The 15614-nt window shown below is 67.9% G+C and carries 12 protein-coding genes; 8 read left to right on the forward strand and 4 right to left on the reverse strand.

Going from position 1 to position 15614, the window contains the following annotated elements; all coding sequences use genetic code 11:
* Positions 1 to 2: 2 nt before the first annotated feature.
* The 3 genes from ligB to FG99_RS07195 form a co-directional block, all read right to left on the reverse strand.
* Positions 3 to 1667, reverse strand: coding sequence for an NAD-dependent DNA ligase LigB (gene ligB, locus FG99_RS07185; protein ID WP_043268449.1), 1665 nt, complete (start codon positions 1665 to 1667; stop codon positions 3 to 5).
* A gap of 669 nt (positions 1668 to 2336) precedes the next feature.
* Positions 2337 to 3527 (reverse strand): methionine adenosyltransferase, encoded by a 1191-nt coding sequence (gene metK, locus FG99_RS07190; RefSeq protein WP_043268452.1) that lies wholly within the window; start codon positions 3525 to 3527, stop codon positions 2337 to 2339.
* Between the two features lie 16 nt (positions 3528 to 3543).
* Positions 3544 to 4545 (reverse strand): ArsR/SmtB family transcription factor, encoded by a 1002-nt coding sequence (locus FG99_RS07195; protein WP_024128059.1) that lies wholly within the window; start codon positions 4543 to 4545, stop codon positions 3544 to 3546.
* Positions 4546 to 4847: 302 nt separating this feature from the next.
* On the opposite strand from FG99_RS07195, the gene tkt reads away from it, so the two are divergent.
* From tkt to FG99_RS07235, 8 genes are all read left to right on the forward strand, one after another.
* Positions 4848 to 6845, forward strand: a complete 1998-nt coding sequence (gene tkt, locus FG99_RS07200) for a transketolase (protein WP_009613669.1) — start codon at positions 4848 to 4850, stop codon at positions 6843 to 6845.
* A 111-nt stretch (positions 6846 to 6956) separates the two neighbouring features.
* The gene (gene epd / locus FG99_RS07205; RefSeq protein ID WP_043268454.1) at positions 6957 to 8003 is read left to right on the forward strand and encodes an erythrose-4-phosphate dehydrogenase; all 1047 of its coding nucleotides are present in this window, start codon (positions 6957 to 6959) and stop codon (positions 8001 to 8003) included.
* Between the two features lie 27 nt (positions 8004 to 8030).
* Positions 8031 to 9194: a phosphoglycerate kinase gene (locus FG99_RS07210; protein WP_043268456.1), complete on the forward strand. Its 1164-nt coding sequence runs from the start codon at positions 8031 to 8033 to the stop codon at positions 9192 to 9194.
* A 105-nt stretch (positions 9195 to 9299) separates the two neighbouring features.
* Complete coding sequence (locus tag FG99_RS07215) at positions 9300 to 9641, forward strand: MliC family protein (RefSeq protein ID WP_043268458.1); 342 nt, start codon at positions 9300 to 9302, stop codon at positions 9639 to 9641.
* Positions 9642 to 9734: 93 nt separating this feature from the next.
* Positions 9735 to 10799 (forward strand): class II fructose-bisphosphate aldolase, encoded by a 1065-nt coding sequence (gene fba, locus FG99_RS07220; RefSeq protein ID WP_009613660.1) that lies wholly within the window; start codon positions 9735 to 9737, stop codon positions 10797 to 10799.
* A 67-nt stretch (positions 10800 to 10866) separates the two neighbouring features.
* The gene (locus FG99_RS07225) at positions 10867 to 11289 is read left to right on the forward strand and encodes a hypothetical protein (protein WP_043268460.1); all 423 of its coding nucleotides are present in this window, start codon (positions 10867 to 10869) and stop codon (positions 11287 to 11289) included.
* 42 nt (positions 11290 to 11331) lie between these two features.
* Positions 11332 to 12102 (forward strand): class I SAM-dependent methyltransferase, encoded by a 771-nt coding sequence (locus FG99_RS07230; protein ID WP_043268462.1) that lies wholly within the window; start codon positions 11332 to 11334, stop codon positions 12100 to 12102.
* Between the two features lie 61 nt (positions 12103 to 12163).
* On the forward strand, positions 12164 to 12655 hold the full coding sequence (locus tag FG99_RS07235; RefSeq protein WP_043268464.1) for a M48 metallopeptidase family protein: 492 nt from the start codon (positions 12164 to 12166) through the stop codon (positions 12653 to 12655).
* A 505-nt stretch (positions 12656 to 13160) separates the two neighbouring features.
* Here the strand turns inward: FG99_RS07235 and FG99_RS07240 are convergent.
* Complete coding sequence (locus FG99_RS07240) at positions 13161 to 15593, reverse strand: penicillin-binding protein 1A (RefSeq protein WP_043268466.1); 2433 nt, start codon at positions 15591 to 15593, stop codon at positions 13161 to 13163.
* Positions 15594 to 15614 lie beyond the last annotated feature (21 nt).

Here is a 15614-nt window from a genome sequence, read left to right on the forward strand (position 1 = left end):
GCTCAGAAGCCGGCTACCCCGGCCGCGGCGAGCTGGGCGCCCAGGCGATGCACCTCGTGGTCGGCGAAGAAGGCCTGCAGTTGCCGGGCCCGGACCGGCCCGACGCCCGGCAGCTGGCGCCAGTCGCTGGCCTGCCGGGCGCTCAGTTCGGCCCAACCTTCGGTGGCCGGCAGGCTGTCGACCTGGGGCACGCCCAGCGCCCGCAACCAGTGCTGGAAGGGACGTTGCCGCGCGGCGCGGAACTGGGCGTGCAGGCGTTCGCCACTGTGCTCGGCGAAGCCCGGCAGTTGGCGCAGGGCTTCCGGCGGCAATTCCAGCCAGTCGAGCAGGCCGGCGAGCTGGCCGGCTTCCAGCAGTGCCTGCCAGGTGCCCGGTCCCACGCCTTCCAAGGCCAAACCCTGTTCGCCGCCCAGCCAGGCGAGACGGGCGAGGAACTGTTCCTCGCAGCCGGGCGTTGCCCGCCAGCAGCTGAGCGAGTGGTAGCGCCCGGACTCCGGAGGCTCTACCGCAAGGCGCTGCGGCGAGCGCCAGACCACGCTTTCCAGCCGCGGGATGGTCAGGCCGGCCAGAGCGATGGCCACCTGGTCGCCGGGGCGGATGTCCAGGGCCTGCCAGCGCCGCGTCGAGCCGAGGCTGACCTGGGCGATGCGGCGCTCGTCCAGGGTCACCGGCTGCAGCTCCAGCAGCGGCGTCACCCGTCCGGTGCGGCCGATGCGGAAATGCACCCGGCGCACCTCGGCCAGGGCCTGGCGGTAGGGGTATTTCCAGGCCAGCGCCCAGCTGGCGCCACCGGCCTGCCAGGCCTTCGCGGCGGGGCGCGAGCCCTGGCGGAGGACGATGCCGTCGCTGGCGAAGGGCAGGGGGCTGCGGTACCAGTGCTCGCGCTGGCGCTGGGCGTCCTCGAAGTCCGTCACCGGCAGCGTCAGGGCTGCGCTGTCCGCAAGGCCCAGCGCTCTCAGGCGCTCCAGGCGTTGCGCCATGCTTTGGGGACCGTGGGGCAATTCCCAGACGAACAGGCCGACCTGCGAAACCTGTTCGCCCGGTTCGCTGCGCGCCATCAGTCCGGCGACCTTGCCGCGGGCGCCGAGGCCGCCCCTTTGTACCTGCACGTGGCCCGGCAGGCGCCAGTAGAGTTCGCCCTGCAACACCAGCCGCCCCGTGGCGGGCAGACGTTGCGGCACGGCCGGCAGGCGGCGGGCGTTGTCGGTCCAGTCCTGGCCATGGATGCCGTCGCCACGGCTGATGGCCTGGACCAGTTCGCCGTCCTGGTAGACCAGCGTCACGGCCACGCCATCGACCTTGGGCTGCACCCAGAGGTCCTCGCGCCCGGCCATCCACTGGCGGACTTCGCCGGCGTCGGCGGCCTTGTCCAGGCCGGTATGGGCGGCGGGGTGGCGCAGCTTGCCGCGGCTGGCCGGCAGCAGCGGGGGCGGTTCGACGGCGAGATGTGGATAACAGCCGCGCCAAAGGCTGAAGCGTTGCCGGGCCTGGTCGTAGAGTTCGTCGGCGATCGGGCTTTCGCCGCGCTGGTGGTAGGCCTGGTCCCAGGCTTCCAGTTGCTGGCGCAGGCCCAGCAGCTCTTCGCGGGCGCGCTGTTCGGGCCAGTCGGGGCAGGCCAGGGAGAGGCTGGGGAGGAGCAGCAGGGCTGAGGCGAGCAGGGCTTTCATCGGCGGGCTTCCTTGCGCCTGGAGGGGGTTCCAGACTAGGTGCGCCGCCGCCGCGAAGGGGCCGGGTGGAGTGTGGGAGGCTTCCGGGATGCGGCGCCATCGCGAACAGGATTCAGGGACCGTCGTGATTTCACTTCACGCCAAACGGTGAATCCAATCGCGGACAGAGTCCGCTCCTACGCCCAAGCTTCCCTGAATCGTCGGAGCAACTGTCTCACCGACTGCGCCGAGCTGCTTTACGTAGGATGGGTTGAGCCTGCGAAACCCATGCGGTTGCGCTGATGGGTATCGCTTCGCTCAACACCATCCTACGGACTCGGCTGTACGCCAGGTGAGCGATCATGGGTGTCAGGGAGACTCGGTCGTAGGAGCAACTGTCTCACCGACTGCGCCGAGCTGCTTTACGTAGGATGGGTTGAGCTTGCGAAACCCATGCGGTTGCGCTGATGGGTATCGCTTCGCTCAACACCATCCTACGAAAAGCCATGCTCGCTCATGCGGTAGGAGACTCTGTCCGCGATGGGATCGAGGTCGGAGCGAAGGACAGGATGCGTGCGCGAAGCCATGGCCCATCCCATACGAAAAATGCCGTTTCCCCCAGACAGAGAAACGGCATTCTTTCTTACCGTGAACAGCCCGCCGGAGCAGGGCTGTTCCGTCGGACGGACCTTACAGGCCAGCCGCGTCACGCAGGGCGGCGGCCTTGTCGGTGCGCTCCCAGGTGAAGGCGGTGAAGGTCTCGTCACCGTAGGTCAGCTCGTACGGGTTGCGGCCGAAGTGACCATAGGCCGCGGTCGGCTGGTACATCGGATGCAGCAGGTCGAGCATCTTGGTGATCGCGTACGGACGCAGGTCGAAGTGCTCGCGAACCAGCTGGACGATCTTCTCGTCGCTGATCTTGCCGGTGCCGAAGGTGTTCACCGAGATGGAGGTCGGCTGGGCCACGCCGATGGCGTAGGACACCTGGATCTCGCAACGCTCGGCCAGGCCGGCGGCGACGATGTTCTTGGCCACGTAGCGGCCGGCGTAGGCAGCCGAACGGTCGACCTTGGACGGGTCCTTGCCGGAGAAGGCGCCGCCGCCGTGGCGGGCCATGCCGCCGTAGGAGTCGACGATGATCTTGCGCCCGGTCAGGCCGCAGTCGCCCACCGGCCCGCCGATGACGAAGTTGCCGGTCGGGTTGATGTGGAACTGGGTGTCCTTGTGCAGCAGCTCGGCCGGCAGCACGTGCTTGATGATCAGTTCCATCACGCCTTCGCGCAGGTCGGCGTAGGAGACGTCCGGGTTGTGCTGGGTGGACAGCACGATGGCGTCGATACCCACTACCTTGCCGCCTTCATAGCGGCAGGTGACCTGGCTCTTGGCGTCCGGGCGCAGCCACGGCAGCAGGCCGGACTTGCGTGCTTCGGCCTGGCGCTCGACCAGGCGGTGGGAGAAGCAGATCGGCGCCGGCATCAGCACGTCGGTCTCGTTGCTGGCGTAGCCGAACATCAGGCCCTGGTCGCCGGCGCCCTGGTCTTCGGGCTTGGCGCGGTCGACGCCCTGGTTGATGTCCACCGACTGCTTGCCGATGATGTTCAGCACGCCGCAGGTGGCGCCGTCGAAGCCGACGTCGGAGCTGTTGTAGCCGATGTCGATGATGACCTTGCGCACCAGGTCTTCGAGGTCGACCCAGGCCGAGGTGGTGACTTCGCCGGCGATGATGGCGACGCCGGTCTTCACCAGGGTCTCGCAGGCCACGCGGGCGTACTTGTCCTTGGCGATGATGGCGTCCAGCACCGCGTCGGAGATCTGGTCGGCGATCTTGTCCGGATGGCCTTCGGATACGGATTCGGAGGTGAAAATCGAGTATTCGCTCATCTAACGGTTCCTGTCTTTACCGGTGGGTGAGGACGCTTCGCGAATCCGGCTTGGCGAAATGCCGCACCTGGATCTGAAAGCCATTACGTAAACCAATGTACAAGCTCTCGCCGGGGGCGAGCCCCGCGGCATCGGCCCAAAGGGCCAGGTCTTCCTGTTCGAACCCCAGCCAGAGGTCCCCGCAGGCTTCGCGGGCCCAGCTCTGGTCGTGGCTGCACAGTTCGGTCACCAGCAGGCTGCCGCCCGGCTTCACCAGGCGCGCCAGCTGGCGCAGGGCCTCGGCGGGCGCCGCGAAATGGTGCAGCACCATGTTCAGCACCACGCAGTCGGCCGGTTCGGCGGCATCCTGCAGGGCGTCGGCCAGGTCCAGCCGCACGTTCGTCAGCCCTGCCTCCAGGCAGCGCCGGCGGGCCAGGTCGAGCATGGCCACGCTGTTGTCCAGCGCGGTCACCCGCGCGAAACGCCGGGCCAGCTCGGGGAGGAACCCGCCGTCGCCGGGGCCGACTTCCAGCGCCGTGGCGCCGGGGGCGAAGCTCAGTGCGTCGAGCAGCGCCAGAACGCTTTCACGGTATTGCGGCAGCCCCGCGATCAGGTCCTGCGTGGCCTGAAACTTCTCCGCGCTGCGGGCGAAGTAGTCGCGGCTCACCGCGGCGCGCTGGGCGTGCACCGCGGCGACGCGGGCGTCCACCTCGGCCGGCAGCGCCAGCTCGTCCACTTCCGCCAGCAGCGCCCCGTGCAGCTTGCCGCCGAGGCTGTCGGCCTGGGGCAGGGCGCGGCGGTAGAAGATCGCGTTGCCTTCGCGGCGCGTCGCCACCAGGCCGGCCTGGGCCAGCACCTTCAGGTGGTGGCTCATGCCCGACTGGCGGATGGCGAAGATCTGCGCCAGCTCCAGCACGCCGAACGAATCGTTGGCCAGCACCCGCAGCACGTTCAGCCGCAGCGGGTCGCCGCCGGCCTTGCACAGCGCGGCCAGCTCGTCGCAGGCATCGTGGCGGATCAGGGGCATGCGCAGGCTCATAGGGGGCGGAGTCTAGAGCTCCGGGAGGATGCTGGCAACGGCTGTATCAAAAAGTTTTGATATTGGAGGCGGAAGGTAGCGGCAATGCCAGGACTGTAGGAGCGAGCTTGCTCGCGAACCGGCCTGGCACTGCGCTTGTTCGCGAGCAGGCTCGCTCCTGCCAAAGGCGGCTCGCGCCAGAAACCTGCCGCCTGTAGCCTGCGGCCCGATTGTCATTGCCCCGCGATGGCCGGCTGGGCGAAAATGGCCGCCTTTTTTCATCCCTTCGATCAATCGAAGCAGCCCCCGCAGGAGATTCAGCGATGCCCAGCCGTCGTGAGCGAGCCAATGCCATCCGCGCACTGAGCATGGATGCCGTGCAGAAAGCCAACAGCGGCCACCCAGGCGCCCCCATGGGGATGGCGGACATCGCCGAAGTGCTCTGGCGCGACTACCTCAAGCACAACCCGGGCAACCCGCAGTGGGCCGACCGCGACCGCTTCGTGCTGTCCAACGGCCACGGCTCGATGCTGATCTACTCGCTGCTGCACCTGACCGGCTACGACCTGGGCATCGAGGACCTGAAGAACTTCCGCCAGCTCAACTCGCGCACCCCGGGCCACCCGGAGTACGGCTACACCGCGGGCGTGGAGACCACCACCGGCCCGCTCGGCCAGGGCATCGCCAACGCCGTGGGCATGGCCCTGGCGGAGAAGGTGCTGGCCGCGCAGTTCAACCGCGAAGGCCATGGCATCGTCGACCACTACACCTACGCCTTCCTCGGCGACGGCTGCATGATGGAAGGCATCTCCCACGAGGTCGCCTCCCTGGCCGGCACCCTGCGCCTGAACAAGCTGATCGCCTTCTACGACGACAACGGCATCTCCATCGACGGCGAGGTCCACGGCTGGTTCACCGACGACACCCCGAAGCGCTTCGAAGCCTACGGCTGGCAGGTGATCCGCAACGTCGACGGCCACGACGCCGACGAGATCAAGACCGCCATCGAGACCGCACGCAAGAGCGACGCGCCGACGCTGATCTGCTGCAAGACCGTGATCGGCTTCGGCTCGCCCAACAAGCAGGGCAAGGAAGAGTGCCACGGCGCGCCGCTGGGCAATGACGAGATCGTCGCCACCCGCGCCGCCCTGGGCTGGAACCACGGCCCGTTCGAAGTCCCCGCCGAGATCTACGCCGAGTGGGACGCCAAGGAAGCCGGCGCCGCCCGCGAGGCCGAGTGGAACCAGCGCTTCGCCGCCTACCAGGCTGCGCACCCGGAGCTGGCCGCCGAGTTCCAGCGCCGCGTCAAGGGCGAACTGCCGGCCGACTTCGCCGAGCAGGCCGCGGCCTACGTCGCCGAAGTCGCCGCCAAGGGCGAGACCATCGCCAGCCGCAAGGCCAGCCAGAACGCACTGAACGCCTTCGGCCCGCTGCTGCCGGAACTGCTCGGCGGCTCCGCCGACCTGGCCGGTTCCAACCTGACCCTGTGGAAGGGCTGCAAGGGCGTGACCCCCAGCGACGCCTCGGGCAACTACGTGTTCTACGGCGTGCGCGAGTTCGGCATGAGCGCCATCATGAACGGCGTGGCCCTGCACGGCGGCTTCATCCCCTACGGCGCGACCTTCCTGATCTTCATGGAATACGCCCGCAACGCGGTGCGCATGTCCGCCCTGATGAAGCAGCGCGTGCTCTACGTGTTCACCCACGACTCCATCGGCCTGGGCGAGGACGGCCCGACCCACCAGCCCATCGAGCAGCTGGCCAGCCTGCGCCTGACGCCGAACCTGGACACCTGGCGCCCGGCCGACGCGGTCGAGTCCGCGGTGGCCTGGAAGTACGCCATCGAGCGCAACGACGGTCCCTCGGCGCTGATCTTCAGCCGCCAGAACCTGCCGCACCAGGCGCGCGACGCCGAGCAGCTGGCCAACGTCGCCCGCGGCGGCTACGTGCTCAAGGACTGCGCCGGCGAGCCGGAGCTGATCCTGATCGCCACCGGCTCGGAAGTCGGCCTGGCCGTGCAGGCCTACGACAAGCTCAGCGCCGAAGGCCGCCAGGTGCGCGTGGTCTCCATGCCCTCCACCAGCGTCTTCGAGCAGCAGGACGCCGGCTACAAGCAGGCCGTGCTGCCGGTGCAGGTCGGCGCGCGCATCGCCATCGAGGCCGCCCACGCCGACTACTGGTACAAGTACGTGGGCCTGGAAGGCCGCGTGATCGGCATGACCACCTTCGGCGAGTCGGCCCCGGCGCCGGCGCTGTTCGAGCACTTCGGCTTTACCGTCGAAAACGTTCTCTCCACTGCCCAGGAATTGTTGGAGGACTGAGTCTGATAGCTGGAAGCCTGAAGCTGGAAGCTTGAAGCGCAAGCATGCCCCTGGCTGCTTTTGCTCTCGGCTTCCAGCTTCCAGCTTCCCGCTTTCGGCTTCCGAAGGCTTATGCCCAAACGCCCTTACCGTGTCGCCCTCAATGGCTACGGCCGCATCGGCCGCTGCGTGTTCCGCGCCCTGCACGAGCGCGGCGCGAAGGCCGGCTTTTCCATCGTCGCGCTGAACGACCTGGCCGACCTGCCGAGCCTGGAATACCTGACCCGCTTCGACTCCACCCATGGCCGCTTCCCCGGCGAGGTGAGCGTGGCCGACGGCTGCCTGCACGTCGGCGGCGACTGCGTGAAGGTGCTGCGCCAGGCCGAGCCCGAGGCCATCGACTGGGCGGCGCTGGACGTCGACCTGGTGCTGGAGTGCTCCGGCGTCTACCACAGCCGCGCCGATGGCCAGCGCTTCCTCGCCGCCGGCGCGCCGCGGGTGCTGTTCTCCCAGCCCATGGCCAGCGAGGCCGACGTCGACGCCACCGTGGTCTTCGGCATCAACCAGCAACAGCTGTCCGGCGCCGAGAAGCTGGTCTCCAACGCCTCCTGCACCACCAACTGCAGCGTGCCGCTGCTCAAGCTGCTGAACGAGGCCGTGGGCATCGAGTACGTCTCGATCACCACCATCCACTCGGCGATGAACGACCAGCCGGTGATCGACGCCTACCACCACGAAGACTTGCGCCGCACGCGCTCGGCCTTCCAGTCGGTGATCCCGGTGTCCACGGGGCTGGCGCGGGGCATCGAGCGCCTGCTCCCGGAACTTGCCGGGCGAATCCAGGCCAAAGCCATCCGGGTGCCGACGGTGAACGTCTCGGCCCTGGACATCACCCTGCAGGTTTCCCGCGACACTTCCGCCGCGGAAATCAACAGGGTGCTGCGCGAGGCCGCCGGCAGCGGGCCGCTCAAGGGCCTGCTGGACTACACCGAGCTGCCCCACGCCAGTTGCGACTTCAACCACGACCCGCACTCGGCGATCGTCGACGGCAGCCAGACCCGCGTTTCCGGGCCGCGCCTGGTGAACCTGCTGGCCTGGTTCGACAACGAGTGGGGCTTCGCCAACCGCATGCTCGACACCGCGGGGCACTTCCTGCGGGTCGCCGCCAGTGAACGTTAAACAACCAGCCCAGACAGGACTGATGTCATGACCGTTTTGAAGATGACCGACCTCGACCTCCAAGGTAAGCGCGTGCTGATCCGCGAGGACCTCAACGTGCCGGTGAAGGACGGCGTGGTGAAGAGCGACGCCCGCATCCTGGCCTCGCTGCCCACCATCAAGCTGGCCCTGGAGAAGGGCGCGGCGGTGATGGTCTGCTCGCACCTGGGCCGCCCCACCGAGGGCGAGTTCTCCGAGGAGAACAGCCTCAAGCCGGTCGCCGACTACCTGAGCAAGGCCCTGGGCCGCGACGTGCCGCTGGTGCGCGACTACCTCGACGGCGTCGAGGTCAAGCCGGGCGAGCTGGTGCTGTTCGAGAACGTGCGCTTCAACAAGGGCGAGAAGAAGAACGCCGACGAGCTGGCGCAGAAGTACGCCGCGCTGTGCGATGTGTTCGTCATGGACGCCTTCGGCACCGCCCACCGCGCCGAGGGCTCGACCCACGGCGTGGCCAAGTTCGCCAAGGTCGCCGCGGCCGGCCCGCTGCTGGCCGCCGAGCTGGACGCCCTGGGCACGGCCCTGGGCAACCCGGCGCGGCCGATGGCGGCCATCGTCGCCGGCTCCAAGGTTTCCACCAAGCTCGACGTGCTCAACAGCCTGGCGCAGATCTGCGACCAGCTGATCGTCGGCGGCGGCATCGCCAACACCTTCCTCGCCGCGGCCGGCTACAAGGTCGGCAAGTCGCTGTACGAGGCCGACCTGGTCGACACCGCCAAGGCCATCGCGGCCAAGGTCAGCGTGCCGCTGCCGGTCGACGTCGTGGTGGCCAAGGAGTTCGCCGAAAGCGCCGCCGCCACCGTCAAGGCCATCGCCGACGTCGCCGACGACGACATGATCCTCGACATCGGCCCGCAGACCGCCGCGCAGTTCGCCGAGCTGCTGAAGTCGTCGAAGACCATCCTGTGGAACGGCCCGGTGGGCGTCTTCGAGTTCGACCAGTTCGGCGAAGGCACCAAGACCCTGGCCCTGGCCATCGCCGAGAGCCCGGCGTTCTCCATCGCCGGCGGCGGCGACACCCTGGCGGCCATCGACAAGTATGGCGTGGCCGAGCGGATCTCCTACATTTCCACCGGTGGCGGCGCCTTCCTCGAGTTCGTCGAAGGCAAGGTCCTGCCGGCCGTGGAAGTGTTGGAGCAACGCGCCAAGCAGTGAGCCTGGCGGCGTCCGACCCCCGGTGAAATACCCCTGAACCGGGGCGCCGGCGCGGCGCGGGGCTGAATGGACATACGGCATCGCCGTGAGAGGGAGAATTGCCCGATGAAGCGTTACCTCGCCGCCCTGGCCCTGGGCGCCCTGCTGGCCGGTTGCTCCAGCCACCCCGCGGGAAGCGGCGCCGGCACCGCCAAAGGCGGCTGGAACCACTGGACCTGCGACAGCGGCGCCGTGGTGATCTGGCGCTACGTCGAAGGCGCCCGCTCGTCGGTGGTGGACCTGCGCCTGGGCGAGGACGACGTCGTCCATCACCTGGAGGAGGAACCCGGCGGGTCCGGTGCTTTCTATAGTGACGGACTGGTCGGTTTCAGCATCACCGGCGAGCAGGGGCTGATCTACTGGGTGGAAAGCAACGACCTGATCGGCCGCGGCTGCCGCGCACGCTAGCACCGCGCGGCGCAACAGACTTGAATGCGGCCTGCCCCTGCGGCAGGCTGTCGAACCATAGAACGAGCCCAACTTCCTGGGAGAAGTGAAAACATGGCACTCATCAGCATGCGCCAAATGCTGGACCACGCCGCCGAGTTCGGCTACGGCGTCCCGGCTTTCAACGTCAACAACCTCGAGCAGATGCGCGCCATCATGGAAGCGGCCGACAAGACCGATTCCCCGGTGATCGTGCAGGCCTCGGCCGGCGCCCGCAAATACGCCGGCGCGCCCTTCCTGCGCCACCTGATCCTGGCGGCCATCGAGGAATTCCCGCACATCCCGGTGTGCATGCACCAGGACCATGGCACCAGCCCCGACGTGTGCCAGCGCTCCATCCAGCTGGGCTTCAGCTCGGTGATGATGGACGGCTCGCTGAAGGAAGACGGCAAGACCCCGGCCGACTACGAATACAACGTCCGCGTGACCCAGCAGACCGTGGCCTTCGCCCATGCCTGCGGCGTCTCCGTGGAAGGTGAGCTGGGCTGCCTGGGCTCCCTGGAAACCGGCATGGCCGGCGAGGAAGACGGCGTCGGCGCCGAAGGCGTGCTGGACCATAGCCAGCTGCTGACCGACCCGGAAGAAGCCGCCGACTTCGTCAAGAAAACCAAGGTCGACGCCCTGGCCATCGCCATCGGCACCAGCCACGGCGCCTACAAGTTCACCAAGCCGCCGACCGGCGACATCCTCGCCATCGACCGCATCAAGGCGATCCACGCGCGCATCCCGGGCACCCACCTGGTGATGCACGGCTCCTCTTCGGTGCCGCAGGACTGGCTGGCGATCATCAACGAATTCGGCGGCGAAATCCCGGAAACCTACGGCGTTCCGGTAGAAGAAATCGTCGAAGGCATCAAGTACGGCGTGCGCAAGGTGAACATCGACACCGACCTGCGCCTGGCCTCCACCGGCGCCATCCGTCGCTTCCTGGCGCAGAACAAGAGCGAGTTCGACCCGCGCAAGTACTTCGCCAAGACCATCGAAGCCATGCGCGACGTGTGCATCGCCCGCTACGAAGCCTTCGGCACCGCCGGCCACGCCTCCAAGATCAAGCCGATCTCCCTGGAAGCCATGTTCCAGCGCTACGCCAAGGGCGAACTGGAGCCGAAGATCAACTGATCCGGCCCCGCCCCTGAAGAGCCCCGCCCCGGCGGGGCTCTTTCGTATCCACGCCCCGGAGTCCGCCATGCGTTGGCTCGTTCCCCTGTTGATGTTCCTGCTCGCCGGTTGTGCTGCGCAGCCGCCCGGCACGCCCGCGCCCGCCGCAGCCCCCGCGCCGCGAGCGCCGGCGGTCGACCTGCCGGTGGATGCGCAGAACTGCCTGAGCCACACCGAGTGCACGCTGAAGACCTCGCGCTCGCTGCTGTTCGTCTTCGACTACGCCGCGGCCGGCGCGCCCCTGGTGGTCAGCGAAGGCCGCCTGCTGAGTACCCCGGAGAAGGCGCCGAACAAGGGCTGGCCGGCGCTGCGCATCCAACTGGCCGAGCCCGACGGCGGGCGCTTCGAGTTCCACAGCCAGTGCCGGCAGAAGCGCTGCCGGATCAGCGAGGCCAGGCTGCTCGCCTGCTACCGCGACTACCTGGAAGGCAAGGCCTGCCGGCTGCGCTGAGTGTGCTATACCGGAGGGCGACACCGTACAGGAGAGCCGTCCATGGATAGCGTCCACGCCAGCGCCCAGCAGGGCTTCGGCCAGGAAGCCCAGACCTACGCCCACGGGCGCCCCGAATACCCCGACGAGCTGCTCGGCTGGCTCGACGGCAGCCTCGGCATCAAGGCCGGCAGCAAGGTGGCCGACCTCGGCGCCGGCACCGGCAAGTTCACCCGCCTGCTGCTGCGCACCGGCGCCGAAGTGACCGCCATCGAGCCGGTGGCGGCCATGCGCGAACGCCTGCACGAGGAGCTGCCCGACGTGCGTGTGCTGGAAGGCACCGCCCAGGGCATGCCGCTGGCCGACGCCAGCCTGGACGCGGTGCTCTGCGCCCAGGCCTTCCACTGGTTCGCCAAGCCCGAGGCGCTGCGCGAGATCCATCGCGTGCTGCGCCCGCGCGGCCACCTGGGGCTGGTATGGAACGTGCGCGACGAGCGGGTGGACTGGGTCGCCGAGCTGACCCACATAGTCGCGCCCTACGAGGGCAGCACCCCGCGCTTCCACACCGGCGAATGGCGCCGGGCCTTTGCCGACGCGCCCTTCGGCCCGCTGCAGTTGCGCGAATTCAGCTACCGCCACGTCGGCCCGCCGGAGCAGGTGATAGTGGCGCGGACGCTGTCGATCAGCTTCATCGCCGCGTTGCCGGCGGAGCAGAAGGCGCGGGTCGAGCAGCGCCTGCAGGAACTGATCGCCACCCACCCGGCGCTCAAGGGCCAGGCCGAGGTGGCCTTCCCCTACCGCACCGAGGCCTATTCGGCGGTGGTGCTGGACTGAGCCTGCGAAGGGGCGCGCGGATCGGCTAGACTGCGCGCCCCGTCACCGCGAACCGACCTTCATGCAACCGCTCCGCTACCTCCAGGCCTACCCGCAACAGCTGCAGGACCAGGTCCGCCAGTTGATCGCCGAGGATCGCCTGGGCGACTACCTGCAGCGCCGCTACCCCGGGCGCCACGAGGTGCAGAGCGACAAGGCGCTGTACGCCTATGCCATGCAGCTCAAGCAGGAGCACATGCGCAACGCGCCGGCGGTGGACAAGGTGCTCTACGACAGCAAGCTGGACGTGGTGCAGCGCGCCCTGGGGCTGAACACCGCGATCTCGCGGGTGCAGGGCGGCAAGCTGAAGGCGAAGAAGGAAATCCGCGTGGCCTCGCTGTTCAAGGACGCGGCACCGGAATTCCTCAGGATGATCCTGGTGCACGAACTGGCGCACCTGCGCGAGCGCGACCACAACAAGGCCTTCTACCAGCTCTGCGAATACATGCTGCCGGGCTATCACCAACTGGAATTCGACCTGCGTGTCTACCTGACCTGGCGCGAACTGGACTGAACTTCCGGCGCCTTGCGCGCCACGGAGGCCGGGTTGCCGCGGGAAGCTCCCGGCGATCGGATGGGGGTCGACCGCACAGGAGCCTTCCCCCGCCGCATCCGGAGAGTAATCAAAAGATTTGGCATATTGCCATCAGTCTTTTCGGAATTTTTTCCCATTTGGGGGAAAAATCGTCGCGGACGTAAGGTGGATCACCTGCGGCTTCGGTGTACTGGCTCACCTTCGCACCCTCTCCCCAGCCCTCTCCCTGAAGGGAGAGGGAGCCGTACGGTGCTGCCGGTTAGTTCTGAGTCACCCCGCAAGTCCGCTATTTCCGGCGAGCGTCGAACTAACGCTTCACACGGAACGGTCCCCTCTCCCTTCAGGGAGAGGGTTAGGGAGAGGGAACGGCGCCAAGCCATAGCACCGAAGCCCCAGGTGAGCACCGACCTCCTAAAAGAGCCCCCTACGAAAAACGCCGTCCCCCCTCAGGGGGACGGCGTTCCCGTAAAGCCAGCGCAGGCGATCAGAACAGATCCATCGGCGCGCCTTCGTCGGCCGGCAGCGGCGTGCCTGGCGCGCCGCTGCCCAGTTCGCTCATGGGCGGCGGGGTGTCTTCGCTCTTGAACAGCTCGAAGTAGGCGCCCGGCGTGCCCGGCGGCGCGGCGCGGCCGCTGAGCGGGTCGATGCGCAGGCTGACCAGGCCGGAGGGCTCGGGCAGCGTGTGCGAGGGCTTGTCCTTGAGCGCCGCACCCATGTAGCGCATCCAGATCGGCAGCGCCACGTTGCCGCCGAACTCGCGGCGGCCGAGGCTTTCCGGCTGGTCGAAGCCGACCCACACGGTGGTCATGTAGTCGGCGTTGAAGCCGGAGAACCAGGCGTCCTTGGAGTCGTTGGTGGTGCCGGTCTTGCCCGCCAGGTCGTCGCGCTTGAGGGCCAGGGCGCGGCGACCGGTGCCGCGCTTGATCACGTCCTGCAGCATGCTGGTCATGATGTAGGCGGTGCGGGCGTCGATGATGCGCTCGGCCGGGGTCGGCTCGATGGTGGTCCTGGCATGGGCCGGGTCGTTGTCCTCCGCCGGCGCGGCGACGGGCTGCGCGGCCTCCTTGTCGGCGACCTGCGGGTTGTCCTCCACCGGCACGCTGGGCGGGTTGGCCTGGTACAGCACCTGGCCGTCGCGGCTTTCGATGCGGTCGACCACGTAGGGGCTGATCTTGTAGCCGCCGTTGGCGAAGGTGCTCCAGGCGCCGGCGATCTCCAGGGGCGTCAGGTTCGCGGTGCCCAGCGCCATGGACAGGTTCGGCGGCAGTTCCTGGGCATCGAAGCCGAAGCGGCTGATGTACTGGCGCGCGCGCTCCACGCCCAGGGCCTGCAGGGTGCGGATCGAGACCATGTTGCGCGACTTGTACAGCGCCTCGCGCAGCGGGATGGGGCCGAGGAAGGTGTTGGTGTCGTTCTTCGGCCGCCAGACCTTGTCCAGGTACTCGTCGACGAACACGATGGGCGCATCGTTGACCAGGCTGGCGGCGGTGAAGCCGTTGTCCAGCGCGCAGCTGTAGATGAACGGTTTGAAGCTGGAGCCGGGCTGGCGCTTGGCCTGGACGGCGCGGTTGTAGCTGCTCTGCTCGAAGGAGAAGCCGCCGACCAGGGCCATGATGGCGCCGTTGTCCGGGTTCAGCGAGACCAGCGCGCTCTGCGCCGCCGGCACCTGGGTCAGGCGCAGGGCGCCGTCGTCCTTGCGCTGCACGCGGATCAGGTCGCCGGGCTGCAGCACGTCGCCGGGCTGGCGCGGCGCCGGGCCCATGCTGTTGCTGCTGAGGAAGGGGCGGGCCCACTTCATGTTGTCCCAACTGATGGTGTCGTCCTTGCCGTCACGGGTGACGACCATCACGCCGCTCTTCTCCACGCGGGTGACGATGGCCGGCTCCAGGCCGCCAATCGGGCGCTGCTGGGCCACCGCCAGGCGCCAGGCATCCAGCGACTTGCCCGGCATGCGCGCCTCGGGGCCGCGGTAGCCGTGGCGCTGGTCGTATTCCTGGAGGCCTTCGCGCAGGGCGTCGTTGGCGTACTGCTGCAGGTCGCTGCGCACCGTGGTGTAGACCCGGTAGCCCTCGGTGTAGGCGTTGCCGCCGTAGCGGCCGACCATTTCGGCGCGGGCCATCTCGGCGATGTACGGGGCCGCCAGTTCCGGGCTCGCCACGTGGTAGGAGGCGCCCACCGGCTCGGCGACGGCTTCCTGGTAGCGGGCCTGGTCGATGAAGCCGAGCTTGTTCATCCGCTCGAGGATCCAGTTGCGCCGCTCCATGCTGCGCGCCACGTTGGCCAGCGGGTTGTAGCGCGAGGGCGCCTTGGGCAGGCCGGCGATCATCGCCATCTGCGCCAGGCTCAGGTCCTTGATCGACTTGCCGTAGTAAACCTGGGCGGCGGCCTCGATGCCGTAGGCGCGGTTGCCGAGGTAGATCTTGTTGACGTACAGCTCGAGGATCTCGTCCTTGGTCAGCTCGCGCTCGATCTGCAGGGCCAGGAGGATCTCGGTGATCTTGCGCGAGAAGCTGCGCTCGTTGGTGAGGAAGTAGTTCTTCGCCACCTGCATGGTGATGGTGCTGCCGCCGGTCTGGATGTGACCGGTCGACAATAATTGCGCGGCAGCGCGCATAAGGCTCTTCACGTCCACGCCATAATGATTGGCGAAATTGTCGTCCTCGGCCGACAGAAGGGCGTGAATGAAATCCGGCGGGATGTCAGCGAAGCGGATAGGAGTGCGGCGCATTTCACCGAACTCTGCTATCAATTTGTTATCACTGCTATAAACCCGCAACGGAATCTGCAGCTGCACGTTGCGCAGGGCGTCGACCGAAGGCAGGCTGGGGCTCAGGTACAGGTAGGCGCCACTTAAACCGAGCAGCACTCCACAAAAAAGGGTGACGCAAGTCCACCACAGAAACTTCAGCAGGCGCATTGGCAGGTCTTGGATTTCCAG

This window comes from Pseudomonas sp. AAC, from assembly GCF_000725445.1.
Lineage (GTDB): Bacteria > Pseudomonadota > Gammaproteobacteria > Pseudomonadales > Pseudomonadaceae > Pseudomonas > Pseudomonas citronellolis.